Source organism: Spiribacter pallidus (assembly GCF_040838495.1).
GTDB classification, from domain to species: Bacteria; Pseudomonadota; Gammaproteobacteria; order Nitrococcales; family Nitrococcaceae; genus Spiribacter; species Spiribacter pallidus.
On record NZ_JBAKFM010000001.1, the window covers coordinates 553,228 to 578,277 of the forward strand.

The following is a 25,050-nucleotide window of genomic DNA, read 5'->3' on the forward strand; positions in this document are numbered from 1 at the left end:
TCTTAGCGTTTGCGACGGCGCACGATGAGCTTGTCCGTGCGCTTGTTGCTGCGTGTCTTGTGTCCCTTGGTGGGCACGCCCCAGGGCGTGACCGGGTGACGACCACCGGAGGTCCGGCCCTCGCCACCGCCGTGCGGATGGTCTACCGGGTTCATCACCACACCGCGAACGGTGGGACGACGCCCGGCCCAGCGACCAGCGCCGGCCTTGCCCAGCGAGCGCAGGGAATGCTCGGCATTGCTGACCTCGCCCACCGTCGCCCGGCAGTCGCTCAGCACCTTGCGCATCTCGCCGGAGCGAAGCCGCAGTGTTGCGTAGGCCCCCTCGCGGGCCACCAGCTGGACGCTTGCCCCGGCCGACCGGGCCATCTGCGCGCCCTTGCCGGGCCGCAGCTCGACGCAGTGGACCTGCGTCCCCAGCGGGATATTGCGCAACGGCAGGCTGTTGCCGGGCTTGATCGGCGAACCCACCCCCGAGCGGATTTCCTGGCCCACCTTCAGATTCTTGGGCGCGATAATGTAGCGCCGCTCGCCGTCCCGGTAGAGCACCAGCGCGATGTTGGCGCTGCGGTTGGGATCGTACTCGATCCGCTCCACGCGGGCGGCCACACTGTCTTTGTTGCGCCGAAAATCGATGGTGCGATAACGACGCTTGTGCCCGCCGCCGATATGGCGCGTGGTAATGCGGCCATGGTTGTTGCGCCCGCCACTTTTGCTCAGCTTGCGGACCAGCGGCGCATGGGGCTCGCCTTTGTACAGCCCTTCCTTGGTCGGCTGGACGACAAACCGCCGGCCGGGGGAAGTGGGTTTTGCTTTACGCAGTGCCATGTTCGTTCAGTCCTGTTCGCTTATTCCACGCCGCCGATGAAGTCGAGCTCGTTGCCCGGCTCCAGCGCCACGTAGGCCTTTTTCCAATCGGGCCGGCGGCCTTCGAGTCGGCCAAAGCGCTTGCGTTTACCGCTGACATTGGCAACGCGCACGTCCCGGACCCTGACCTCGAAGAGCTGCTCAACGGCGGCCTTGACCTCTCGCTTGGTCGCATCCACGGCGACCTTGAAGACGACCTGATTGGCCTCATCGGCAATGACCGTGCTCTTCTCCGAGACATGCGGCCCGCGCAGCACTTGATAGACGCGTTCCTGATTCATCCCAGCCACTCCTCGATCTGCCCCAGGGCGTCCACGGTGACGATCACATGCTCATGGGTGAGCAATGTCACCGGGTCGAGCCCCTCGGTGTCGCGCACATCCACCCGGGGCAGATTGCGTGCTGCCAGGTAGAGGTTTTCGCTGACCGACTTCGTGACGACCAGTGCATCGTCACTTTTGACCAGCTTCTCGACCTTCGCCTTGGCGTCCTTCGTCCGGGGCGCGTCGACATCGAACGAGCGCACCACGTGCAACCGATCCTGGCGCAGCAGCTCGGCAAGGATCGAGCGCAGCGCACCGCGGTACATCTTGCGGTTGACCTTAACCGCGTGGTTGCGCGGCTTGGCGGCGAAGGCCCGGCCACCGCTGCGCCACAATGGGCTACGGATGGTGCCGGCCCGGGCGCGCCCGGTGCCCTTCTGCCGCCACGGCTTGCTGCCGCCACCGCGCACTTCCGAGCGGGTCTTCTGCGCCTTGGTGCCCGCGCGGGCTCCAGCCAGATACGAGACCACCACCTGGTGGACCAGCGGCGCACGGTACTCGGTGGCGAAAATCGCCTCGGAGACCTCGACGTTACTGCGGCCGCCCGTGATCTTGACTTCCATCAGTTACCTCCCGCCACGGCCGCGGCTTTGATCGCCGGCCGGATGATGACATCGCCATTGCGACTGCCGGGCACCGCACCCCGGATCAGCAGCAGGTTGCGTTCGGCATCCACCCGGACGACTTCGAGGTTCTGCGTGGTGGTGCGCACGTTGCCCATCTGCCCCGACATCTTCTTGCCCGGCAGCACGCGCCCCGGATCCTGAGCCTGCCCAATCGAGCCCGGCGCCCGATGCGCGGTGGAGTTGCCGTGGCTGTTGTCCTGGGTGCGGAAGTTGTGGCGCTTGACCGTGCCCGCGTAGCCCTTGCCTTTGGAGGTGCCGGTGACATCCACCACCGCACCGGCCTCGAACTGCTCGACTGTCAGCTCACCCCCGGGCTCGACGGCATCGTTATCACCAAGGCGGAATTCCCACAGCCCCCGGCCCATCTCGACGCCTGCCTTCGCCACGTGCCCAGCGGCCGCTTTCGACACCCGATTGGGGCGCCGCGTCCCGGCGGTCACCTGCACGGCGCTGTAGCCGTCGTTGTCGGCCGTTTTGATTTGAGTGACGCGATTGGGCGTGGCCTCGACCACCGTGACCGGCACGGAGGCGCCATCTTCCATAAAAATTCGCGTCATGCCGCGTTTGCGGCCGACGATTCCGATTGCCATCGTCGCCTTCCTCTTTTAACGAACAAAAGCCTTCGCCCACCGGCGCCGGCTGCCACCGGACCCACCGATCGACGCGGACTTTTACCCGAATTGTCTCTTCATCAATGACGCCGACGCCTGCGGCGTCGGCTGTTTAGGGCCCGCCCCGGCGGACTGGTCAACCACCAGAACCGAGGTAGTTCCCCGAAACTCAGGAGAGCTTGATCTGTACGTCCACACCCGCGGCGAGGTCGAGCTTCATAAGCGCGTCGACCGTCTTATCCGTGGGGTCGACGATGTCCATCAACCGCTTGTGAGTCCGTATTTCGTACTGATCCCGCGCATCCTTGTTGACGTGCGGCGAGATGAGAAGCGTATACCTTTCCTTTTTGGTAGGCAAGGGGACGGGGCCCTTGACCTGGGCCCCGGTACGCTTCGCCGTCTCGACAATCTCCCGGGCCGACTGGTCGATCAGCCGGTGGTCGAACGCCTTGAGCCGGATGCGGATTTTCTGGTTAGTTGCCGCCATTCCCGATTACTCGAGGATCTTCGAGACGACGCCGGCGCCGACGGTGCGGCCACCTTCGCGCACCGCAAAGCGCAGCCCCTCTTCCATGGCGATCGGCGCAATCAGCGAGACCGTCATCTGCACATTGTCTCCGGGCATCACCATCTCCGTGCCCGAGGGCAGGTCACAGGCACCGGTAACATCCGTGGTGCGGAAGTAGAACTGCGGCCGGTAGCCATCAAAAAACGGCGTGTGACGACCCCCCTCGTCCTTGCCAAGGACATAGACCTCGCACTCGAACTTGGTGTGCGGCGTGATCGAACCAGGCTTGCAAAGCACCTGACCCCGCTCGACCTCATCACGCTTGGTGCCACGCAAAAGCGCACCGATGTTATCCCCCGCACGCCCCTCATCGAGCAGCTTGCGGAACATCTCCACACCCGTGACCACCGTCTTGGTGGTGTCGTTGATGCCAACGATCTCCACCTCTTCGCCGGTCTTCACAATGCCGCGCTCCACACGACCGGTCACCACCGTGCCGCGGCCAGAGATCGAGAACACATCCTCGATGGGCATCAAAAACGCCCCGTCCACCGCACGCTCGGGCTCGGGAATGTACTCGTCCATCGACTGCACCAGACCCACAATCGCCTGCGAGCCCATCTCCGAGGTATCCCCCTCGAGCGCCTTCAGCGCCGAGCCGGTCTGAATCGGAATATCATCCCCCGGGAAGTCATAGCTCGACAGCAGCTCGCGAACCTCCATCTCCACAAGCTCAAGCAGCTCGGCATCGTCCACCATGTCCGCCTTGTTCAGGAACACCACAATCGAGGGCACCCCCACCTGACGGGCCAGCAGAATGTGCTCACGCGTCTGCGGCATCGGACCGTCCGCCGCCGAGACCACCAGAATCGCCCCGTCCATCTGCGCGGCACCGGTGATCATGTTCTTCACATAGTCGGCATGACCCGGGCAGTCCACATGCGCATAGTGACGCTTGTCCGTCTCATACTCCACATGCGCGGTGGCAATCGTAATGCCCCGCTCACGCTCCTCCGGCGCATTGTCAATCTGACTGAAATCCTGCGCCACACCACCGTACTCAGACGCCAGCACCTTCGTCATCGCCGCCGTCAGCGTCGTCTTACCATGGTCAACATGACCAATCGTGCCGACGTTCACATGCGGCTTCGTGCGCTCAAACTTCTCCTTGGACACGATTCACCTCTTACCCGTCAAATACCAAAAACCAATGCCCGGCAAACGAATCAGCCGGCCTTCTTAATGACCTCGTCGGCGATGCTCGCCGGTGCCTCGGCATACCCATCGAAGAACATGGTGTAAGCCGCGCGCCCCTGGGTGGCCGACCGCAGATCGGTAGCATACCCGAACATTTCCTTCAGCGGGACTTCGGCGCGGATGATCTTGCCGGCGGGGCCGTCTTCCATGCCGGCGACCGTCCCGCGACGCCGGTTGACGTCACCCATGACATCCCCCATGAACTCCTCGGGGGTGACGATCTCGACCTTCATGATGGGCTCGAGCAGCACCGGATCGCCCTGCATGAATCCATCCTTGAAGGCCATCGAGCCGGCGATCTTGAATGCCATCTCCGAGGAATCCACATCGTGGTAGGAGCCGTCGAAGAGCTCGACTTCGAGGTCGACCACCGGAAAGCCGGCAAGCACGCCGTTTTCCATCTGCTCCTGAATGCCCTTATCCACCGAGGGGATATATTCCTTGGGCACCACACCGCCAACAATCTTGTTGTTGAACTCGTAACCCTCGCCGCGCTCCCGCGGCCGCATGCGAATCCAGACATGACCGTACTGGCCACGGCCCCCGGACTGACGGACAAACTTGCCTTCGACCTCGACCGGCTTGCGGATCGCCTCGCGGTAGGCCACCTGGGGCTGACCCACGTTGGCCTCGACCTTGAACTCGCGCTTGAGCCGGTCGACGATGATCTCGAGATGAAGCTCGCCCATGCCCGAGATGATGGTCTGGCCGGACTCTTCATCGGTGCGCACCTGAAACGACGGGTCCTCCTGCGCCAGCTTCTGCAGCGCAATGCCCATTTTCTCCTGGTCGCTCTTGGTCTTGGGCTCGACGGCCACCGAGATCACCGGGTCCGGGAACTCCATGCGCTCGAGGGTGACCTTGTTGCTGTTATCGCAAATGGTGTCACCGGTGGTGACATCCTTGAGCCCGATCGCCGCGGCGATATCGCCGGCGCGGACTTCGTCGATCTCTTTGCGCTCCTTGGAGTGCATCTGCACGATGCGCCCGAGCCGCTCTTTCTTGCCCTTGACCGGGTTGAAGACCGTATCCCCTGACTTGACCACGCCGGAGTAGACCCGGAAGAAGGTCAGCGTCCCTACATAGGGGTCGGTGGCGATCTTGAAGGCCAGCGCCGCGAAGGGCTCGTCATCATCCGGCCCGCGCGTGGCCGTGCTGCCGTCCTCGAGCTCGCCCTCGATGGCCGGCACATCCACCGGCGAAGGCATGTACTCGACCACGGCATCGAGCATCGCCTGCACGCCCTTGTTCTTGAACGCCGAGCCGCAGAGCACCGGCACGACATCGTTGGCGATGGTCTGCACCCGAAGCCCGTGGTTGATCTCTTCAACGGTGAGCTCTTCACCGCCGATGTACTTGTCCATGAGCGCTTCGCTGGCCTCGGCGGCGGCCTCGATCAGCGCCTCGCGATAGCTGGCCGCTTGATCGGCGAGCTCATCGGGGATATCCACCTCATCGTAGGTGGCCCCCATGTCCTTTTCGTTCCAGTAGATGGCCTTCTGGCGGATCAGATCGACCACCCCGGCAAACTGATCCTCGGCACCGATGGGCAGCTGGACCGGCACGGCGTTACAACCCAGCCGCTCTTTGACCATGTCCACACAGCGGAAGAAGTCCGCGCCCATTTTGTCCATTTTGTTGACGAAGACCATGCGCGGCACGCCATAACGGTTGGCCTGACGCCAGACCGTCTCGGTCTGGGGCTCGACACCCGCGTTGGCATCAAGTACGCAGACGGCGCCGTCGAGCACCCGCAGCGACCGCTCGACCTCGATGGTGAAGTCAACGTGCCCCGGGGTGTCGATGATGTTCACCCGGGTCTCCGGGTACTGCTGGTCCATGCCGCGCCAGAAGGTGGTGGTCGCAGCGGAGGTGATCGTAATGCCACGCTCCTGCTCCTGCTCCATCCAGTCCATGACGGCGGCGCCCTCATGGACCTCGCCCATCTTGTGGGAGATACCGGTGTAGAACAGGATGCGCTCCGTAACTGTCGTCTTGCCGGCATCAATGTGGGCCATGATGCCAATGTTGCGGTAGCGCTCGATCGGTGTCTTGCGTGCCAAAACGTATACCCCTAAGCGGTTATTACCAGCGGAAGTGCGAAAAGGCCTTGTTGGCCTCTGCCATACGATGCGTGTCTTCGCGCTTTTTCACGGCGCTGCCCCGGCCTTCGGCGGCCTCGAGCAGTTCGTTGCCGAGTCGGTTGCCCATGGTGGCCTCGCTGCGCTTGCGGGCGGCTTCGATCACCCAGCGCATGCCCAGCGTATTACGCCGCTGCGGGCGCACCTCGACCGGCACCTGATAGGTCGCACCACCCACCCGGCGGGACTTGACCTCGACCACCGGCCGGACGTTCTCGAGCGCGGTCTCCAGGACTTCCATGGGGTCGCCGGCGTTTTTCTCGGCGATCCGGTCCAGGGCACCGTAGACGATCTTCTCGGCGACGGCCCGTTTGCCATCGCGCATGATCATGTTCACAAAGCGGGTGAGCATCTCGCTGTCGTATTTCGGATCCGCGAGCACCTTGCGCTTGGGGACTTCTCTTCTTCTTGGCATTGTCGTCTACCCGCTTATCCCTTGGGCCGCTTGGCGCCGTACTTGGAACGGCCCTGGCGGCGATTGCTGACGCCGGCGGTATCCAGCGACCCACGCACCACGTGGTAGCGGACACCGGGCAAGTCCTTAACACGGCCTCCGCGGATCAGCACCACGGAATGCTCCTGCAGGTTATGGCCCTCGCCCCCGATGTAGCTCGAGACCTCATAACCGTTGGTCAGCCGCACACGGGCGACCTTACGCAGCGCCGAGTTCGGCTTTTTGGGCGTTGTGGTGTAGACGCGGGCGCAAACGCCGCGGCGCTGCGGACAGGCCTCGAGCGCCGGCACATTGCTTTTCTCGTGCGGGCGCTTGCGAGGCTTGCGCACCAGCTGGTTGATCGTGGCCATAGAGTTTGACTCCAGTCCTTAAACAGACGTCAGGCCGGGTTCTCCGGCCTGACGAGGGCCGAGCAGTTTAGGATGGGGGCATAAGGGTGTCAACCAAACGCCCCATCCCCGTTAGGTTTCCGGCAGATCCGCCGGGTCCGGCGCCGCGGTGGCGTTGAGCCCGAACTGCGGTGCCATGGGGATCATCGGCGCCGGGGCTTCGCGCCGCTGGCGCTGGCGATCCTGGTGGTAGGCATAGCCGGTCCCCGCCGGGATCAGACGACCCACGATGACGTTTTCCTTGAGCCCACGCAGATCGTCCTTGGCGCCACGGGTGGCCGCCTCGGTCAACACACGGGTGGTCTCCTGGAACGACGCCGCCGAGATGAACGAGTCGGTCGCCAGCGATGCCTTGGTGATGCCCAACAGCTGGGGCTCCCACCGCGCCGGCGCCTTGCCCTGCTCGACGAGCAGCTCGTTCTCTTCCTCGACCCGGGCCCAGTCCGCCTGTTCGCCGCGCAGATAGCGGGTATCGCCGGGATCGCGGATTTCGACCTTGCGCAACATCTGCCGCGAAATCACCTCGATGTGCTTGTCGTTGATCTTCACACCCTGCAGCCGGTAGACATCCTGGATTTCCTTGACCATGTAGGCCGCCAACTCGGTGATGCCAAGCAGCCGGAGGATGTCATGGGGGTTGGGTTCGCCATCGGCGATGACCTCGCCCTTCTCGACATGCTCGCCCTCGAACACTGTGACGTTACGCCACTTGGGGATGAGCTCCTCGTAGTGCTCGCCATCGGTGGTGGTGATCACCAGCCGCTGCTTGCCCTTGGTGTCCTTGCCAAACGACACGGTGCCGGAGACCTCGGCCAGGATGGCCGGCTCCTTGGGCTTGCGGGCCTCGAACAGATCCGCCACCCGGGGCAGACCGCCGGTGATGTCACGGGTCTTGGACGACTCCTGCGGAATCCGGGCGATGACATCCCCCACATCCACCTCGGCGTTGTCCTCGACACTGACGATGGCCCCCGCCGGCAGCGAATAATGCGCCGGGATATCGGTGCCCGCCAGATTGAGGTCGTTGCCCTTCTCGTCTACCAGCTTGACCATCGGCCGCAGGTCCTTGTAAGCGACCTTCTCGCCGGTGTTCTCGCGGACATGCTCGCCGTTGCCGCGGCTCTTGGGATCGGTCACCACCAGGCTGCTCAGCCCGGTCACCTCATCGGTCTCGCGGTTGACCGTCACGCCCTCGACAAAGTCGTAGAACTTAAGCCGGCCCTTGACCTCGGTGATGATCGGGTGGGTGTGCGGATCCCAGTTGGCGACGATCTGGCCGGCTTCCACCGCCTCGTCATCGGCCACCGCGATGGTCGCCCCGTAGGGCACCTTGTAGCGCTCGCGCTCGCGGCCGGCCTCGTCGATCACGGTGATTTCACCAGACCGCGACACCGCCACCAGGTTGCCCGAGTGATGGGCCACGGTCTTGAGGTTGTGCAGCCGCACCGTCCCCGCCGATTTGACCTGGACGTTGCTAACCGCCGCGGCCCGCGAGGCCGCGCCGCCGATATGGAAGGTCCGCATGGTGAGCTGGGTCCCCGGCTCGCCAATGGACTGGGCGGCGATCACACCCACCGACTCGCCCACGCTGACCCGATGACCGCGGGCCAGGTCACGGCCGTAGCAGGCCGAGCACACGCCGTGGCGGGTCTCGCAGGTAATCGGCGAGCGCACCCAGATCTCGTCGACGCCCTCGCTTTCGATGCCTTCGATCAGTCGCTCATCCAGCAAGGTCCCCTGCTCGACGAGGACCTCGCCGGTGCCGGGACGCACCACGTCCTGAGCGACCACCCGGCCGAGCACCCGCTCGCCCAGGGCCTCGACCACATCGCCGCCTTCGATGAGCGGCGTCATGCGCAGGCCGCGGTGGGTTCCGCAATCATCGGTAGTGACCACCAGATCCTGCGAGACATCCACCAGACGACGGGTCAGATAACCGGAGTTGGCCGTCTTCAGCGCCGTATCCGCCAGACCTTTACGGGCCCCGTGGGTGGAGATGAAGTACTGCAGCACGTTCAACCCTTCACGGAAGTTGGCGGTAATCGGCGTCTCGATGATCGAGCCGTCCGGCTTGGCCATCAGCCCCCGCATGCCGGCGAGCTGACGGATCTGCGCCGCCGAGCCACGGGCGCCGGAGTCGGCCATCATGAAGATGGAGTTGGTGGACTTCTGCACCACCTCGTTGCCTTCCCGGTCGGTCACCGTCTCCTTGCCGAGCTTATCCATCATGGCCGTGGCCACTTCATCGTTGGTCCGCGACCAGATGTCGACTACCTTGTTGTAGCGCTCGCCGTTGGTGACAAGCCCCGAGGCGTACTGATCCTCGATGTCCTTCACCTCGGACTCGGCCTCGGTGAGGATGGTCTCCTTCTCGCCGGGCACCACCATGTCTTCCATGCCAATGGACACCGCCGCCCGGGTGGACATGCGAAAACCCAGATACATCAGCTGGTCGGCAAAGATGACCGTTGCTTTCAGCCCCAGGCGCCGGTAGCACTGGTCGATGACCTCGGAGATGGCCTTTTTGGTCATGTCCCGGTCGACGAGCTCGAAGGGCAGCCCCTCGGGGACGGCGCCGTAGAGCAGCGCCCGGCCCACCGTGGTCTCGAACCGTTTGGTGGCCTCGCTGCGGTTGCCCTGATCATCCACGATGACCTCGTGGATGCGCACGCTGGCCCGGGCCTGAAGATCCACCGAACCGCTTTCATAGGCCCGATGCACCTCGTTGAGGTCGGCAAAATGCATGCCCTCGCCGCGCTGGGCCTCCAGCGCCAGGGACATGTAGTAAAGCCCCAGCACCACATCCTGCGAGGCACCGATGATCGGCTCGCCGGAGGCCGGCGAGAGGACGTTGTTGGTCGCCATCATCAGCGACCGCGCCTCGAGCTGGGCCTCCAGCGACAGCGGCACGTGGACGGCCATCTGGTCACCGTCAAAGTCGGCGTTAAACGCCGGGCAGACCAGCGGATGCAGCTGAATGGCCTTGCCCTCAATGAGCACCGGCTCGAAGGCCTGGATGCCCAGCCGGTGGAGCGTCGGCGCGCGGTTGAGCATCACCGGATGCTCGCGGATGACCTCCTCGAGGATATCCCACACCTCGGGGGTTTCGCGCTCGACCATCTTCTTGGCCGCCTTGATGGTGGTGGAAAGCCCGAGCCGCTGCAGCCGCGAGAAGATGAACGGCTTGAAAAGCTCCAGGGCCATGCGCTTGGGCAAGCCGCACTGGTGCAACCTGAGCGTCGGCCCCACGACGATGACCGAGCGGCCCGAGTAGTCCACACGCTTGCCAAGCAGGTTCTGCCGGAAACGGCCCTGCTTGCCCTTGATCATGTCCGCCAGCGATTTCAGCGGCCGCTTGTTGGTGCCGGTAATCGCCCGCCCGCGACGGCCATTATCGAGCATGGCGTCCACCGACTCCTGCAGCATGCGCTTTTCGTTGCGCACGATGATGTCCGGTGCCGAGAGATCCAGCAGCCGGCGCAGGCGGTTGTTGCGGTTGATCACCCGCCGGTAGAGATCGTTGAGATCGGAGGTGGCAAACCGGCCACCATCCAGCGGCACCAGTGGCCGCAGATCCGGCGGCAACACCGGCAGCACGGTCATGATCATCCACTCGGGGCGGTTACCCGACTCGAGGAATGACTCCACCAGCTTGAGCCGCTTGGACAACCGCTTGATCTTGGTCTCGGAGTTAGTGGCGTCCATCTGCTCGCGCAGCTTGTCCGTCTCTTCCTGCAGATCCAGGTTCTTGAGCAGGTGATAGACCGCCTCGGCGCCCATGCGGGCATCGAACTCGTCACCGTACTGCTCCATGGCGTCCAGATACTGGTCGTCGGTGAGCAGCTGCCCCTTCTTGAGCGGGGTCATGTTGGGCTCGATGACCACGAACGCCTCGAAGTAGAGGATGCGCTCGATATCGCGCAGCGTCATATCCATCAAAAGGCCGATGCGCGAGGGCAGCGACTTCAGAAACCAGATATGGGCCGCCGGGCTGGCCAGCTCGATGTGGCCCATGCGCTCGCGCCGGACCTTGGCCAGGGTGACTTCGACACCGCATTTCTCGCAGACCACACCCCGGTGCTTGAGGCGCTTGTACTTGCCGCAAAGGCACTCATAGTCCTTGACCGGGCCAAAGATCTTGGCGCAGAAAAGCCCGTCCCGCTCCGGCTTGAAGGTGCGGTAGTTAATGGTCTCGGGCTTTTTCACCTCGCCAAACGACCACGACCGGATCTTCTCCGGAGAAGCCAGTCCGATACGGATGGCGTCGAAATCGTCGAGCTGCGCGCCCGGCTGCTTGAACAGATTCAGTAGGTCTCTCATATCGGCTACCCGTTCAGTCCTGCTCGAGCTCGATATCAATACCGAGGGAGCGAATCTCCTTGACCAGCACGTTGAAGGATTCGGGCATGCCCGCTTCCATCTGGTGCTCGCCGTCGACGATGTTCTTGTACATCTTGGTGCGCCCGGCCACGTCGTCGGACTTGACCGTGAGCATTTCCTGCAGCGTGTAGGCGGCGCCGTAGGCCTGAAGGGCCCAGACCTCCATTTCGCCGAAGCGCTGGCCGCCAAACTGCGCCTTGCCGCCCAACGGCTGCTGGGTGACCAGGCTGTAAGGCCCGGTGGAGCGGGCGTGCACCTTGTCATCCACCAGGTGGTTGAGCTTGAGGATGTGCATATAGCCCACGGTCACCGGCCGATCGAAGGCATCGCCGGTGCGGCCGTCCCAGAGCTGGGCCTGGCCGGTCTCGGGCAGTCCCGCCAGACGAAGCATGTTTTTGATTTCGTCCTCGTTGGCGCCGTCAAAGACCGGCGTGGCCATCGGCACACCCTCGCGCAGGTTCTCGCAGAGCTCGATGACCTCCTGGTCGCTCAAGCTATCCAGTGCCTCCTGCTTGCCGCTGGAGTTGTAGACCTTGGCCAGAAAGTCCCGCAGCTCGGCGACCTTGTGCTGGGCATCGAGCATCTCGGCGATGCGCCGCCCCAGCCCCTTGGCCGCCCAGCCCAGATGCACTTCGAGGACCTGGCCGACGTTCATGCGAGATGGCACACCCAGCGGCGAGAGGACCACATCGATGGGCTCGCCATCGGCGGAATAGGGCATGTCCTCGACGGGCACCACCCGCGAGATCACGCCCTTGTTGCCGTGGCGGCCGGCGAGCTTGTCACCGGCCTGGATGCGGCGTTTGACGGCCAGATACACCTTGACCATCTTGAGCACACCCGGTGCCAGATCGTCACCGGCGGTGATCTTGGCCTTTTTCTCCTCAAAGCGCTCGTCAAAGGCTTCGCGCTGGGCCTTGAGCTGGGCCTGGACCGCTTCGAGCTGGTTCATGGCCGCCTCGTCGCGCAACCGGATCTCGAACCAGCGTTGCCGATCCACGCCCTGCAGATACTCGGCGGTAATCTTGCTGCCGGCCTTGAGCTTGTCCGGACCGCCCTCGGCGACCTGGCCGATGAGCGCCTGCTCGAGCCGGGCAAAGGCGTCGTCCTCGAAGATCCGGTACTGATCGTCCAGATCCTTTTTGACGTCGGCCAAGGCATCGGCCTCGATGGAAAGCGCCCGGGCGTCCTTCTCGACCCCATCCCGGGTGAAGACCTGGACGTCCACCACGGTGCCGTCCATGCCCGAAGGCACCCGCTGCGAGCTGTCCTTCACATCCGAGGCCTTCTCGCCAAAGATCGCCCGCAGGAGTTTTTCCTCGGGGGTGAGCTGGGTCTCGCCCTTGGGCGTGACCTTGCCCACCAGGATGTCGCCGGCCTTGACCTCGGCGCCGACATAGACGATGCCCGACTCATCCAGTTTGGAGAGCGCGCTCTCGCCCACATTGGGGATATCCCCGGTGATTTCTTCCGGGCCGAGCTTGGTATCCCGCGCCACGGCGGTGAGCTCTTCGATGTGGATCGTCGTGTAGCGATCCTCTTCGACCACTTTCTCGGAAATGAGAATGGAGTCCTCGAAGTTGTAGCCGTTCCAGGGCATGAACGCCACACGCATGTTCTGCCCCAGCGCCAGCTCGCCCATGTCCGTGGACGGCCCGTCCGCCAGCACATCGCCCCGGGCGACGGTATCCCCCGGCTGGACCAGCGGCTTCTGGTTCTGACAGGTGTTCTGGTTGGAGCGGGTGTACTTGGTCAGGTTGTAGATATCGACACCCGGCTCACCGGCCTGGGTCTCGTCATCATTGACCCGCACCACCACCCGGGCGGCGTCGACCTGGTCGACCACACCGCCGCGGTCGGCCACCACGGTGACCCCGGAGTCGATGGCCACGGCCCGCTCCATGCCGGTCCCCACCAGGGGCTTTTCGGCCCGCAGTGTCGGGACGGCCTGGCGCTGCATGTTCGAGCCCATGAGCGCCCGGTTGGCGTCATCATGCTCGAGGAAGGGCACCATCGAAGCGGCCACCGAGACGATCTGCTTCGGCGAGACGTCCATGTACTGGACCTTGTCCGGCGAGGACATGCCGAATTCGTTCTGGTGGCGGATGGAGATCAGCGAGTCCACCAGGTGGCCGTTCTCATCCACCCGGGCGTTGGCCTGGGCGATGATGTAGCGGCTCTCCTCGATGGCCGAGAGATACTCCACCTGATCGGTGACCCGGCCGTCCTCGACCCGGCGATAGGGGGTCTCGAGAAAACCGTAGCTATTCAATCGCGCATAGCAGGCCAGCGAACTGATCAGCCCGATGTTGGGCCCCTCGGGGGTCTCAATGGGGCAGACCCGGCCGTAATGGGTGGGATGGACGTCGCGCACCTCGAAGCCGGCCCGCTCGCGGGTCAGCCCGCCCGGGCCCAGCGCCGAGACCCGGCGCTTGTGGGTCACCTCGGAGAGGGGGTTGTTCTGGTCCATGAACTGCGAGAGCTGCGAGGAGCCGAAGAACTCTTTCATCGCCGCCGCCACAGGCTTGGCGTTGATGAGCTCCTGGGGCATCAACCCCTCGCTTTCCGCCAGGCTCAAGCGCTCGCGCACGGCCCGCTCGACACGGACCAGCCCGACGCGGAAGTTGTTCTCGGCCATCTCGCCGACACAGCGCACCCGACGGTTGCCCAGGTGGTCGATGTCATCGACCGTGCCTTTGCCATTGCGGATGTTGATGAGCTCGTTGAGCACGGCGAGGATGTCGTCGTTGCTCAAAACGCCGCTGCCTTCCACCTCTTCGCCACCGACGCGGAGGTTGAACTTCATCCGCCCCACGGCGGAGAGATCATACCGGTCCTCGCTGAAGAACAGGTTGGCGAAAAGCGTCTCGGCCGCGTCCTTGGTCGGCGGCTCGCCCGGGCGCATCATCCGATAGATCTCCACCAGCGCCTCGAGCTGCGTGGTGGTGGTATCAATGGCCAGGGTGTTGGACATATACGGCCCCTGGTCCAGATCGTTGATGAAAAGCGTCTGGAACTTCTTGATGCCGGCCTCACGCAGCGTGCCGATCAGCTCTTCGGTCATCTCGGTGTTGGCGGCAGCGAGCACCTCGCCGGTGGATTTGTCGATGAGGTCTTCACCCAGCATGCAGCCGACTAGATAGTCATCCGGCACCTGCAGCTTTTTCAGCCCGGCCTTGTCCATCTGACGGATGTGTCGGGCGGTGATGCGCCGGCCCGACTCGACGATGACATTGCCCTCGCCGTCTTTGATATCGAAGGTCGCCGTCTCGCCGCGCAGACGCTCCGGGACCAGTTCCAGGTCGGCACCCTTTTTGCGCAGGGTGAAGGTGTTTTTCTCGAAGAAAAGATCGAGGATCTGCTGGTTGTCATACCCCAGCGCCCGCAACAGCACCGTCGCCGGCAGCTTGCGGCGCCGGTCGATGCGCACATAGATGGCGTCCTTGGGATCGAACTCGAAATCGAGCCATGACCCGCGGTAGGGGATCACCCGGGCCGAGAACAGCAGCTTGCCCGAGCTGTGGGTCTTGCCCTTGTCGTGGTCAAAGAACACTCCAGGCGAGCGATGCAGCTGCTGGACAATCACCCGCTCGGTGCCATTGACCACAAAGGTGCCATTGCGGGTCATGAGCGGCATCTCGCCCATGTAGACCTCTTGCTCGCGGATGTCCTTGACCGTGCGGGTGTCCTTGTCATTGATGACCAGACGGACCAGCACCCGCAGCGGCGCGGCGTAAGTCAACCCGCGGAGCTGACACTCCTTGACGTCGAAGGCCGGCTCGCCGATGCGGTAGCGCACGTACTCAAGCCGCGCGCTGCCGGAGTAGCTCTCGATCGGAAAGACCGAATCGAAGGCCGCATGCAGGCCCTTGGCCTCGCGGCTGTCCGGGTCATGATCGAGCTGCAGAAAATCCCGATAGGATTCGATCTGCGAGGCCAGCAGATAGGGGACATCCAGAATGTTCGGCTGCTTGCCGAAATCGTTGCGGATGCGCTTCTTTTCAGTGTAAGAGTAGGCCATCGAGGTTCCTCAACCAGGTTGGGTTCCGCCATGTGCAAGGCTTCGGGTGCTTGCCGCGTGCAAACCCCCGCAGACTTGGACATGCCGGCCGGGGCGGGGATTCCGCCGGTCGTCCATGCATTGTGTGTAAACGGCAAAAGGCCGGTGGCCATAACGGCCACCAGCCCTGCCAACGCCGGCTTGCGGCGTCGCCGCCACCGAGCCCTTACTTGAGCTCGACAGTGGCGCCGGCCTCTTCGAGCTGGGACTTCAGCTCGTCGGCCTCTTCCTTGCTGGCGCCTTCCTTGACCGGTGCCGGGGCACCCTCGACAAGCTCCTTGGCCTCCTTGAGGCCCAGGCCGGTGGCGCCGCGAACGGCCTTGATGACGCCCACCTTGTTGTCGCCAAAGCCGGCGAGGATGACGTCGAACTCGGTCTGCTCTTCGGCAGCCTCGGCCTCGCCCCCACCGGCGGCAGCCGGCGCGGCGGCCACGGCGGCCGCGGCAGTGACACCAAACTTCTCTTCCATGGCCTCGATGAGGTCGACGACCTCCATGACGCTCATGTTGGAGATGGTCTCGAGAATATCTTCCTTGGAAACGGCCATCGTCTTTTCTCCTGGCTGATTCGGTTCAATAAAAATGCGTTACGGCAGTGACGGAGGTCGCGGCCTACTGTTTGGCGTCCTTGACCGCAGAGACGGTGCGCACCAGCTTGCCCGGCACCTCGTTGAGGGTGGTGGCAAGCTTTTGCACCGGCGCCTGCATGGTCGCCATCAGGCGACTGATCGCCTCATCGTAGGTCGGCAGTGTGGCAAGCCGGTCGATTTCCGAGCCGGGGAACTTCTCCCCGCCCACGGCCAGCATCTTGACCACAAGCTGCTCGTGTTCTTTGGCAAAGCCTTTGAGAACACGGGCCGCCGAGCCCGGATCTTCCTGCGAGAATGCCAGCAGCAGCGGACCCTCGAGCTCATCGCTCATGCACTCAAAGTCCGTGCCTTCTACGGCGCGTTTGGCCAGGCTGTTCTTGACCACACGCACATAGACACCCGCATCGCGGGCCTGCACACGCAGGGCGTCCATCTCGCCGGCACTCAGGCCACGGTACTCTGCCGCCAGGGCAGAGTGCGCTCCGTTGGCTACTTCGGCGACTTCCTGCACCATCCGCTTTTTCTGTTCCAGACTTACGCCCATCCAAATGCCTCCTGGAACGGCGGTTGGTCACGGTATGCGGCCCGAAAGCCGACACACCCCCTAACGGTGAACCCGCGCAGGAAACCCGTCCTGTCCCGGTCACACCGTCTACCGCTGGCGGCCCGAGGGCCTTTCGGCGGTTGCCCGCACCAAACGGTCTTTGACGGCCGTCTTGACGACAGCCTCGGCCGCCCGCGGGCGGCCGATTCCCGAGCGTACCGGCCTAGGCCAGCGCGCTCAGATCCACTGGCACCCCCGGCCCCATGGTCGTCGAGACCGTGGCGCGTTTGAGGTAAACCCCCTTCGAGGATGCCGGCTTAACCTTCTGCAGATCGCTGATCAGCGCCTGCAGGTTCTCCACCAGCGCCCCGGGCTCGAAATCGGCCTTGCCCAGGCTGCAGTGGATCAGCCCGCCCTTGTCGGCGCGATAGCGCACCTGACCGGCCTTGGCATTGTTCACGGCTTCACCCACCTCGGCGGTCACCGTCCCCACCCGCGGGTTGGGCATCAGGCCACGCGGGCCCAGCACCCGACCGAGCTTGCCCACCACGCCCATGGCGTCGGGGCTTGCGATGACCACGTCATAGTCGAGCTCGCCGCCCTGCATCCGCTCGGCCAGATCGTCCATACCCACGGCATCGGCGCCGGCGGCCTGGGCCGCTTCGGCATTGGCGCCCTGAGCGAACACCGCCACGCGCACGGTCTTGCCCGTGCCGTTGGGCAGCACGGTGGAACCGCGCACCATCTGATCGCCCTTGCGGGGGTCGATGCCGAGGTTCACCGCCACATCCACCGACTCGGTGAACCGGGCGGTGGAGAGCGCCTTGAGCAGGGCAAAAGCCTCTTCAGCGGGGTAGAGGCGCTCGCTGTCGATCTTCTCGGCGAACACCTTCTGGCGTTTGGTCAGCTTGGCCATGGCTTACACCCCCTCCACTTCGAGGCCCATGCTGCGGGCAGAACCGGCGATGGTTTTCACCGCCGCATCCATATCAGCGGCGTTGAGATCGGGCCACTTGGTCTTGGCGATCTCCTCGAGCTGCTCGCGATTGACGCTGCCCACCTTGTGCGTATTGGGCGTGCCACTGCCGGATTTCAGCCCGGCCGCCTTTTTCAGCAGCACCGCCGCCGGTGGCGTTTTGGTGATGAAGGTAAAGCTGCGGTCCGAGTAGACCGTGATGACCACCGGAATGGGCAGGCCGTTTTCCATCTCCTGGGTCTGGGCGTTGAACGCCTTGCAGAACTCCATGATGTTCAGGCCATGCTGACCCAGCGCCGGCCCCACCGGCGGGCTGGGATTGGCGGCCCCGGCCGGGACCTGCAGCTTGATATAGGCTTCGACTTTCTTTGCCATCTAGTGGACTCCTGATGTGGGTGGTAACGCCAGGGACTCTCACCCTGGCTCCCCGGACGGCCCGACGCCGCCGTTAGGCCTTCTCGACCTGACTGAAATCGAGCTCCACCGGTGTGGAGCGACCAAAGATCAGCACGGCCACACGCAGCCGGCTTTTCTCGTAGTTGACCTCTTCGACCACGCCGTTGAAGTCGTTGAACGGTCCGTCGGTGACGCGAACGACTTCGCCCACCTCGAACAACACCTTGGGACGGGGCTTCTCGACCCCCTCCTGCACCCGGTTGAGGATCTGATCGGCCTCGGCATCCGAGATGGGCGTCGGCCGCCCCCGCGAGGCCCCGATGAACCCCATCACCCGGGGTACGTCCTTGACCAGGTGCCAGGAGTCATCGGTCATGTCCATCTGCACCAGGACATAACCGGGAAAAAACTTGCGCTCGCTGCGCTTTTGCTGACCCTCTTTCATCTCCACCACTTCTTCAGTGGGCACGAGGATCTCGCCAAACTCATCTTCCATGCCGGCACGCGCAACGCGCTCTTCCAGCGCCTTTTTGACCTGGTTCTCAAAACCGGAATACGCATGGACCACGTACCAGCGCTTCGTCATGAGTGATCAGCCTCCAGGGCGTACCAGGGCGCCGACGCCCCACATGAAAAACATATCCATCAACCACAGCAGAATGGCCACGATGAACACCATCACCAACACGATCAGTGTGGTTTGCAATGACTCCTGCCGGGTCGGCCAGACGACGCGCCGCAGCTCCTGACGGGCCTCCTGGGCGAACGCCCAGGCGTTGCGGCCGGGCTGGCTGGTCATGGCAATGGCAATCGCCAACGCCGCCACCGCCACCATGCCAATCACGCGGATCAGATCAGACTGCCCCTCGAGCAGATAAAAGCCCACGACCCCGGCCAGGAACGTCCCGGCGGCCAGCGCCAGCTTGGCCTTGTCGGTGGTGGTGGTTGTGACCTGTTCGTTTGCGCTCATGAACCCGTAACGCTGTTGGTGGCCGGCTTAATGGCAGGCCAGGAGGGACTCGAACCCCCAACCTACGGTTTTGGAGACCGTTGCTCTGCCAATTGAGCTACTGGCCTATTCCCCGCCGGACCGGCCGTCAAACGGCGAGCCCGGCAGTCTACGCAAAGACGCGGGGCAATGGAAGCCCCGCGTCCTGGTACCGCGTATGGGTCGGGGATTACTCGAGGATCTTCGAGACGACGCCGGCGCCGACGGTGCGGCCGCCTTCGCGCACCGCAAAGCGCAGCCCCTCTTCCATGGCGATCGGCGCAATCAGCGAGACCGTCATCTGCACATTGTCTCCGGGCATCACCATCTCCGTGCCCGAGGGCAGGTCACAGGCACCGGTAACATCCGTGGTGCGGAAGTAGAACTGCGGCCGGTAGCCATCAAAAAACGGCGTGTGACGACCCCCCTCGTCCTTGCCAAGGACATAGACCTCGCACTCGAACTTGGTGTGCGGCGTGATCGAACCAGGCTTGCAAAGCACCTGACCCCGCTCGACCTCATCACGCTTGGTGCCACGCAAAAGCGCACCGATGTTATCCCCCGCACGCCCCTCATCGAGCAGCTTGCGGAACATCTCCACACCCGTGACCACCGTCTTGGTGGTGTCGTTGATGCCAACGATCTCCACCTCTTCGCCGGTCTTCACAATGCCGCGCTCCACACGACCGGTCACCACCGTGCCGCGGCCAGAGATCGAGAACACATCCTCGATGGGCATCAAAAACGCCCCGTCCACCGCACGCTCGGGCTCGGGAATGTACTCGTCCATCGACTGCACCAGACCCACAATCGCCTGCGAGCCCATCTCCGAGGTATCCCCCTCGAGCGCCTTCAGCGCCGAGCCGGTCTGAATCGGAATATCATCCCCCGGGAAGTCATAGCTCGACAGCAGCTCGCGAACCTCCATCTCCACAAGCTCAAGCAGCTCGGCATCGTCCACCATGTCCGCCTTGTTCAGGAACACCACAATCGAGGGCACCCCCACCTGACGGGCCAGCAGAATGTGCTCACGCGTCTGCGGCATCGGACCGTCCGCCGCCGAGACCACCAGAATCGCCCCGTCCATCTGCGCGGCACCGGTGATCATGTTCTTCACATAGTCGGCATGACCCGGGCAGTCCACATGCGCATAGTGACGCTTGTCCGTCTCATACTCCACATGCGCGGTGGCAATCGTAATGCCCCGCTCACGCTCCTCCGGCGCATTGTCAATCTGACTGAAATCCTGCGCCACACCACCGTACTCAGACGCCAGCACCTTCGTCATCGCCGCCGTCAGCGTCGTCTTACCATGGTCAACATGACCAATCGTGCCGACGTTCACATGCGGCTTCGTGCGCTCAAACTTCTCCTTGGACACGGTGGTGTTCCCCCTGCACTTCGTCGTGAATAACTGGAGCCCATGGGCGGATTTGAACCGCCGGCCTCTCCCTTACCAAGGGAGTGCTCTACCCCTGAGCTACATGGGCCTTTTGCCTTGGAGCGGGTGATGGGAATCGAACCCACATCATCAGCTTGGAAGGCTGAGGTTCTACCATTGAACTACACCCGCATGCCCGCGCCCGCTGTTCGCGGGCTGCGTGACGGGCGGGCCTTCGCCCGGCCATCACCGCCTCAATCCTGGTGGAGGGTGGAGGATTCGAACCTCCGAAGGCTAAGCCAGCAGATTTACAGTCTGCCCCCGTTGACCGCTTGGGTAACCCTCCAAAAACAAGCCGGTAAGTTTGCTGCGTTGACGGGACATCGTCAAGGGTGGGCCCGTGGCTGCCATCGAGATTGGAGCTGGCGAGAGGATTCGAACCCCCGACCGGCTGATTACAAATCAGCTGCTCTACCAACTGAGCTACGCCAGCGTTGTTGCAGGACGTCAAAGGGTACCTGTGCTGGACCTTCAAAGGCAATTCAACCGGTGGGGACGTCCACGGCGGCCAGACCTTCGAGGACGAGGTCCGGGCGAAGACGAACATCCATGTCGAGGTAACGAGCCAGAAGGGTCGCATCACCGCCTGTCAACAGCGGGGTCAGGCGCTCGGCGGACTCGGCCACGCAGCGGCGGATGAGGCCCTGGAGCGCCATGGCCGTGCCATGCAGATGACCGCTGGCAAGCGCATCACGGGTGTTGGTGGTGAGAAACGGCGTTTTCGTGGCGAGCTCCGCGGTGGGCAGGCTCGGCGCGACGCTGGCAAGACCCGCCTGCTGGGCCGCGAGCCCCGGGAGGATCATCCCGCCCTGATGCCGGCCCTGGCTGTCCACCCCATCCAGCGTGATCGCACTGCCGCAATCAACGATACAGGCGGGCAGGTAATTGGCCGCCCGCGCGCCCACCATGGCGAGCCAGCGATCGGCGCCGAGCTGGGCAGGGTCATCATAGGCGAGACGTATGCCACCGCCGAGCGCCGGTGTGTCGATCCATCGCGGCGTGATGCCCCAATGGTCCGCGACCCATCGCTCGATCGCGGCCACCGCTTCGCCGCCGCCGACACGGACCCCACGAACGCGCTGCGGGAGTGATCGGAGCCCGCCCCATTCCTCGAACAGGCCCGTGGGATTGTCATGACCCACGGCACGGGCCGCGCCGCGGACATGGCCACCCTCGGCCAGAATCCACTTGGTTCGGCTGTTCCCGACATCGATTAACAATTCGCTCATGAACGCTCCTCGCTCTCATTCTGCGGCCAGCCGCCTCGCACGCGGCACTCACCGCTCCAGAAGATGCGCAGGCCATCTGATGTTTCCAGCCGAAGGGCGCCCTCGTCGGTGACGCCTTGCACGACACCCTGACAGGTTTCACCGCTGGCGTGCTCGATTGTGCACACCCGTCCGGTGAGCGCATCCCGCACCGGCCATTGCTCGGCCAAACGGGCCGAGACGGCGGCCGGCGCCAGGGCCCCGGCCTCCAGGGCCGCTTTTGCCGCGACGGCAACCAGGCGCTCGCGCGGCGGGACGACGGCGATATCCTCGAGCCCGATGGCATGGCGGTCCTCAGGAAGGTCTGCGGTCTCCGACGGTGTCTGGAGATTGAGGCCGATCCCGATCACAAGGGTTCGCCCTTCTGTCGCTTTATCGACGTTTTCGACGAGGATGCCGGCAAGTTTGGCGCCGTTGACAAGAAGATCGTTGGGCCATTTGAGCGCAGGCCCCGTGATCCCCAATGCCTCCAGCCCGTCACAGAGAGCCATCCCCACGACCAACGGCAGAGCGGGCGGGATCAATGTGCCCGGCAGGATCTGCCAGCCCACGCTCACATAGAGACCGCCCGGTGGGGACGTCCAGGGGCGTCCGCGCCGGCCACGGCCCTGAGTCTGCTCGTTGGCGGCCACCAGCGTGGGGCGCTTTAACTCGGTCCGCGCCAGCCACGCACTGGTGCTGTCCACCCGGTCAAGGCACTCGATCGCCACATGGGCCCACGGGGGCCCGAGTTGCTCGGCGATCGATCGAGGATTCATCGTCATTGGGGGATTATCCGGCGTTCGGCGGGCAGATAAAAGAAAACCCCCGCGCTCCGAAGAACGCGGGGGTTTGGGTGTAAGAACCTGGCGATGACCTACTTTCGCACCACAGCGGGGCGGCACTATCATCGGCGCTGCGCGGTTTCACTTCCGAGTTCGGAATGGGGTCGGGTGGTTCCCGCGCGCTATTCTCGCCAGGCAAACCGGTTAACCGACGGCGCTTACCACGCCGGCGGCTTCAGGAACGTTGTCGTTGGCATGCAAACCGATGCCATACAGCCCCCTTGGGGTTATATGGCCAAGCCTCACGGGCAATTAGTACTGGTTAGCTTCACGCATTACTGCGCTTCCACACCCAGCCTATCAACGTGGTCGTCTTCCACGGCCCTTCAGGAGGATCAAGTCCTCGGGGAGATCTTATCTTGAGGTGGACTTCCCGCTTAGATGCTTTCAGCGGTTATCCCTTCCGAACGTAGCTACCCGGCAGTGCCACTGGCGTGACAACCGGAACACCAGAGGTTCGTCCACTCCGGTCCTCTCGTACTAGGAGCAGATCCTCTCAAATCTCCGACGCCCACGGCAGATAGGGACCGAACTGTCTCACGACGTTCTAAACCCAGCTCGCGTACCACTTTAAATGGCGAACAGCCATACCCTTGGGACCTGCTACAGCCCCAGGATGTGATGAGCCGACATCGAGGTGCCAAACTCCTCCGTCGATGTGGACTCTTGGGAGGAATCAGCCTGTTATCCCCGGAGTACCTTTTATCCGTTGAGCGATGGCCCTTCCATACAGAACCACCGGATCACTAAAGCCGGCTTTCGCCCCTGCTCGACTTGTCAGTCTCGCAGTCAGGCACCCTTGTGCTTTTATACTCATAGCGCGATTTCCGACCGCGCCGAGGGTACCTTCGCACTCCTCCGTTACTCTTTGGGAGGAGACCGCCCCAGTCAAACTACCCACCACACACTGTTCCTGACCCGGATAACGGGCCTAGGTTAGAACCTCAAACATGCAAGGGTAGTATCTCAAGGATGGCTCCACCCGAGCTGGCGCTCCGGTTTCAAAGCCTCCTACCTATCCTGCACAAGCATATTCAAAGTCCAGTGTGAAGCTGTAGTAAAGGTTCACGGGGTCTTTCCGTCTTGCCGCGGGAACGCTGCATCTTCACAGCGATTTCAATTTCACTGAGTCTCGGGTGGAGACAGCGGGGCCATCGTTACGCCATTCGTGCAGGTCGGAACTTACCCGACAAGGAATTTCGCTACCTTAGGACCGTTATAGTTACGGCCGCCGTTTACCGGGGCTTCGATCAAGAGCTTCGCTCCGAAGAGCTAACCCCATCACTTAACCTTCCGGCACCGGGCAGGCGTCACACCCTATACATCCTCTTACGAGTTAGCAGAGTGCTGTGTTTTTAGTAAACAGTCGCAGCCCCCTGGTCACTGCGGCCTGCCTCGGCTCCGCTCGCGAAGAGCTTCACCTAATACAGGCGTACCTTCTCCCGAAGTTACGGTACCATTTTGCCTAGTTCCTTCACCCGAGTTCTCTCAAGCGCCTTGGGATTCTCACCCTGCCTACCTGTGTTGGTTTACGGTACGGTCGCGCACAACCTGAAGCTTAGAGGCTTTTCCAGGAAGCATGGCATCAATGACTTCGCGCCCGTGGGCACTCGTCGTCGCGTCTCAGGATTGTGTGTCCGGATTTGCCTAAACACACTCCCTACACGCTTAAACCGGGATATCCGTCACCCGGATCATCTAGCCTACTCCGTCCCCCCATCGCAGTTGTGTGCGGTACAGGAATATTAACCTGTTTCCCATCGACTACGGCTTTCGCCCTCGTCTTAGGGGCCGACTAACCCTGCGCCGATTAGCGTTGCGCAGGAAACCTTGGGCTTTCGGCGAGGCGGTTTTTCACCGCCTTTATCGTTACTCATGTCAGCATTCGCACTTCCGATATCTCCAGCGGCCCTCTCGGGTCCGCCTTCACTGACGTACGGAACGCTCCCCTACCACGCAAGCAAGCTTGCGTCCGCAGCTTCGGTACATGACTTAGCCCCGTTGAATCTTCCGCGCAGGCCGACTCGACCAGTGAGCTATTACGCTTTCTTTAAAGGGTGGCTGCTTCTAAGCCAACCTCCTGGCTGTCTCTGCCTTCCCACATCGTTTGCCACTTAGCCATGATTTTGGGACCTTAGCTGGCGGTCTGGGTTGTTTCCCTCTTGACAACGAACGTTATCACCCGCTGTCTGTCTCCCGTGATTGCACTTCTCGGTATTCGGAGTTTGCATCGGTTTGGTAAGCTCCTGGGAGCCCCCTAGCCGAAACAGTGCTCTACCCCCGAGAGTGAGACACGAGGCGCTACCTAAATAGCTTTCGGGGAGAACCAGCTATCTCCGGGCTTGTTTAGCCTTTCACTCCGATCCACAGCTCATCCCCTAACTTTTCAACGTTAGTGGGTTCGCGCCT

Annotated in this window: 20 protein-coding genes, 5 tRNA genes and 2 rRNA genes (1 of these 27 only partly in view); all 27 read right to left on the bottom strand. The window is 63.1% G+C overall.

What is annotated here, in order from left to right:
* Nucleotides 1-2: 2 nt before the first annotated feature.
* Nucleotides 3-827 (bottom strand): 50S ribosomal protein L2, encoded by an 825-nt coding sequence (gene rplB, locus V6X73_RS02785; protein WP_367957841.1) that lies wholly within the window; start codon nt 825-827, stop codon nt 3-5.
* Nucleotides 828-847: 20 nt separating this feature from the next.
* Nucleotides 848-1,147, bottom strand: coding sequence for a 50S ribosomal protein L23 (gene rplW / locus V6X73_RS02790; protein WP_367957840.1), 300 nt, complete (start codon nt 1,145-1,147; stop codon nt 848-850).
* Nucleotides 1,144-1,752, bottom strand: coding sequence for a 50S ribosomal protein L4 (gene rplD / locus V6X73_RS02795; RefSeq protein ID WP_367957839.1), 609 nt, complete (start codon nt 1,750-1,752; stop codon nt 1,144-1,146). The genes rplW and rplD overlap by 4 nt, the downstream gene beginning before the upstream one ends.
* Entirely contained in the window at nt 1,752-2,405 is a 654-nt protein-coding gene (rplC, locus tag V6X73_RS02800) for a 50S ribosomal protein L3 (RefSeq protein ID WP_367957838.1), read from the bottom strand. Before rplC ends, rplD begins: the two co-directional genes overlap by 1 nt.
* A gap of 190 nt (nt 2,406-2,595) precedes the next feature.
* On the bottom strand, nt 2,596-2,913 hold the full coding sequence (gene rpsJ, locus V6X73_RS02805) for a 30S ribosomal protein S10 (protein ID WP_367957837.1): 318 nt from the start codon (nt 2,911-2,913) through the stop codon (nt 2,596-2,598).
* A gap of 6 nt (nt 2,914-2,919) precedes the next feature.
* Nucleotides 2,920-4,110, bottom strand: a complete 1,191-nt coding sequence (gene tuf, locus V6X73_RS02810) for an elongation factor Tu (RefSeq protein WP_367957825.1) — start codon at nt 4,108-4,110, stop codon at nt 2,920-2,922.
* 50 nt (nt 4,111-4,160) lie between these two features.
* Nucleotides 4,161-6,254 (bottom strand): elongation factor G, encoded by a 2,094-nt coding sequence (fusA, locus tag V6X73_RS02815; RefSeq protein WP_367957836.1) that lies wholly within the window; start codon nt 6,252-6,254, stop codon nt 4,161-4,163.
* 22 nt (nt 6,255-6,276) lie between these two features.
* Complete coding sequence (gene rpsG, locus V6X73_RS02820; RefSeq protein WP_367957835.1) at nt 6,277-6,747, bottom strand: 30S ribosomal protein S7; 471 nt, start codon at nt 6,745-6,747, stop codon at nt 6,277-6,279.
* 14 nt (nt 6,748-6,761) lie between these two features.
* Complete coding sequence (rpsL, locus tag V6X73_RS02825; RefSeq protein WP_367957834.1) at nt 6,762-7,136, bottom strand: 30S ribosomal protein S12; 375 nt, start codon at nt 7,134-7,136, stop codon at nt 6,762-6,764.
* A gap of 111 nt (nt 7,137-7,247) precedes the next feature.
* Nucleotides 7,248-11,495: a DNA-directed RNA polymerase subunit beta' gene (rpoC, locus tag V6X73_RS02830; protein WP_367957833.1), complete on the bottom strand. Its 4,248-nt coding sequence runs from the start codon at nt 11,493-11,495 to the stop codon at nt 7,248-7,250.
* A gap of 13 nt (nt 11,496-11,508) precedes the next feature.
* A complete protein-coding gene (gene rpoB / locus V6X73_RS02835) occupies nt 11,509-15,576 on the bottom strand; it encodes a DNA-directed RNA polymerase subunit beta (RefSeq protein ID WP_367957832.1) in 4,068 nt (1,355 codons plus the stop codon).
* Between the two features lie 205 nt (nt 15,577-15,781).
* Entirely contained in the window at nt 15,782-16,162 is a 381-nt protein-coding gene (gene rplL / locus V6X73_RS02840) for a 50S ribosomal protein L7/L12 (protein ID WP_367957831.1), read from the bottom strand.
* Between the two features lie 64 nt (nt 16,163-16,226).
* Complete coding sequence (gene rplJ / locus V6X73_RS02845; protein ID WP_367957830.1) at nt 16,227-16,748, bottom strand: 50S ribosomal protein L10; 522 nt, start codon at nt 16,746-16,748, stop codon at nt 16,227-16,229.
* A gap of 223 nt (nt 16,749-16,971) precedes the next feature.
* Nucleotides 16,972-17,664: a 50S ribosomal protein L1 gene (gene rplA, locus V6X73_RS02850; RefSeq protein WP_367957829.1), complete on the bottom strand. Its 693-nt coding sequence runs from the start codon at nt 17,662-17,664 to the stop codon at nt 16,972-16,974.
* Between the two features lie 3 nt (nt 17,665-17,667).
* Nucleotides 17,668-18,099, bottom strand: coding sequence for a 50S ribosomal protein L11 (rplK, locus tag V6X73_RS02855; protein ID WP_367957828.1), 432 nt, complete (start codon nt 18,097-18,099; stop codon nt 17,668-17,670).
* 73 nt (nt 18,100-18,172) lie between these two features.
* On the bottom strand, nt 18,173-18,706 hold the full coding sequence (nusG, locus tag V6X73_RS02860; RefSeq protein ID WP_367957827.1) for a transcription termination/antitermination protein NusG: 534 nt from the start codon (nt 18,704-18,706) through the stop codon (nt 18,173-18,175).
* Nucleotides 18,707-18,712: 6 nt separating this feature from the next.
* On the bottom strand, nt 18,713-19,090 hold the full coding sequence (gene secE, locus V6X73_RS02865) for a preprotein translocase subunit SecE (RefSeq protein ID WP_367957826.1): 378 nt from the start codon (nt 19,088-19,090) through the stop codon (nt 18,713-18,715).
* 31 nt (nt 19,091-19,121) lie between these two features.
* Nucleotides 19,122-19,197 (bottom strand) — tRNA-Trp (locus V6X73_RS02870).
* 101 nt (nt 19,198-19,298) lie between these two features.
* Nucleotides 19,299-20,489, bottom strand: a complete 1,191-nt coding sequence (tuf, locus tag V6X73_RS02875) for an elongation factor Tu (protein WP_367957825.1) — start codon at nt 20,487-20,489, stop codon at nt 19,299-19,301.
* A gap of 34 nt (nt 20,490-20,523) precedes the next feature.
* A tRNA-Thr gene (locus V6X73_RS02880) sits at nt 20,524-20,598 on the bottom strand.
* 9 nt (nt 20,599-20,607) lie between these two features.
* Nucleotides 20,608-20,681 (bottom strand) — tRNA-Gly (locus V6X73_RS02885).
* 69 nt (nt 20,682-20,750) lie between these two features.
* Nucleotides 20,751-20,835, bottom strand: a tRNA-Tyr gene (locus tag V6X73_RS02890).
* A 71-nt stretch (nt 20,836-20,906) separates the two neighbouring features.
* A tRNA-Thr gene (locus tag V6X73_RS02895) sits at nt 20,907-20,982 on the bottom strand.
* A 49-nt stretch (nt 20,983-21,031) separates the two neighbouring features.
* Nucleotides 21,032-21,778 carry a type III pantothenate kinase gene (locus tag V6X73_RS02900; protein ID WP_367957824.1) on the bottom strand — a complete coding sequence of 249 codons (747 nt, stop codon included), beginning with the start codon at nt 21,776-21,778 and terminating at the stop codon, nt 21,032-21,034.
* Nucleotides 21,775-22,581, bottom strand: coding sequence for a biotin--[acetyl-CoA-carboxylase] ligase (locus V6X73_RS02905; RefSeq protein WP_367957823.1), 807 nt, complete (start codon nt 22,579-22,581; stop codon nt 21,775-21,777). The genes V6X73_RS02900 and V6X73_RS02905 overlap by 4 nt, the downstream gene beginning before the upstream one ends.
* 79 nt (nt 22,582-22,660) lie before the next feature.
* A 5S ribosomal RNA gene (gene rrf / locus V6X73_RS02910) occupies nt 22,661-22,777 on the bottom strand.
* A gap of 95 nt (nt 22,778-22,872) precedes the next feature.
* A 23S ribosomal RNA gene (locus V6X73_RS02915) occupies nt 22,873-25,050 on the bottom strand; it runs 712 nt beyond the window's last position.

Bases quoted from the DNA above. Each gene is read 5' to 3' on its own strand.
- rplB (WP_367957841.1), bottom strand. From the start codon at position 827: ATGGCACTGCGTAAAGCAAAACCCACTTCCCCCGGCCGGCGGTTTGTC.
- rplW (WP_367957840.1), bottom strand. From the start codon at position 1,147: ATGAATCAGGAACGCGTCTATCAAGTGCTGCGCGGGCCGCATGTCTCG.
- rplD (WP_367957839.1), bottom strand. From the start codon at position 1,752: ATGGAAGTCAAGATCACGGGCGGCCGCAGTAACGTCGAGGTCTCCGAG.
- rplC (WP_367957838.1), bottom strand. From the start codon at position 2,405: ATGGCAATCGGAATCGTCGGCCGCAAACGCGGCATGACGCGAATTTTT.
- rpsJ (WP_367957837.1), bottom strand. From the start codon at position 2,913: ATGGCGGCAACTAACCAGAAAATCCGCATCCGGCTCAAGGCGTTCGAC.
- rpsG (WP_367957835.1), bottom strand. From the start codon at position 6,747: ATGCCAAGAAGAAGAGAAGTCCCCAAGCGCAAGGTGCTCGCGGATCCG.
- rpsL (WP_367957834.1), bottom strand. From the start codon at position 7,136: ATGGCCACGATCAACCAGCTGGTGCGCAAGCCTCGCAAGCGCCCGCAC.
- rpoC (WP_367957833.1), bottom strand. From the start codon at position 11,495: ATGAGAGACCTACTGAATCTGTTCAAGCAGCCGGGCGCGCAGCTCGAC.
- rpoB (WP_367957832.1), bottom strand. From the start codon at position 15,576: ATGGCCTACTCTTACACTGAAAAGAAGCGCATCCGCAACGATTTCGGC.
- rplL (WP_367957831.1), bottom strand. From the start codon at position 16,162: ATGGCCGTTTCCAAGGAAGATATTCTCGAGACCATCTCCAACATGAGC.
- rplJ (WP_367957830.1), bottom strand. From the start codon at position 16,748: ATGGGCGTAAGTCTGGAACAGAAAAAGCGGATGGTGCAGGAAGTCGCC.
- rplA (WP_367957829.1), bottom strand. From the start codon at position 17,664: ATGGCCAAGCTGACCAAACGCCAGAAGGTGTTCGCCGAGAAGATCGAC.
- rplK (WP_367957828.1), bottom strand. From the start codon at position 18,099: ATGGCAAAGAAAGTCGAAGCCTATATCAAGCTGCAGGTCCCGGCCGGG.
- nusG (WP_367957827.1), bottom strand. From the start codon at position 18,706: ATGACGAAGCGCTGGTACGTGGTCCATGCGTATTCCGGTTTTGAGAAC.
- secE (WP_367957826.1), bottom strand. From the start codon at position 19,090: ATGAGCGCAAACGAACAGGTCACAACCACCACCACCGACAAGGCCAAG.
- V6X73_RS02900 (WP_367957824.1), bottom strand. From the start codon at position 21,778: ATGAGCGAATTGTTAATCGATGTCGGGAACAGCCGAACCAAGTGGATT.
- V6X73_RS02905 (WP_367957823.1), bottom strand. From the start codon at position 22,581: ATGACGATGAATCCTCGATCGATCGCCGAGCAACTCGGGCCCCCGTGG.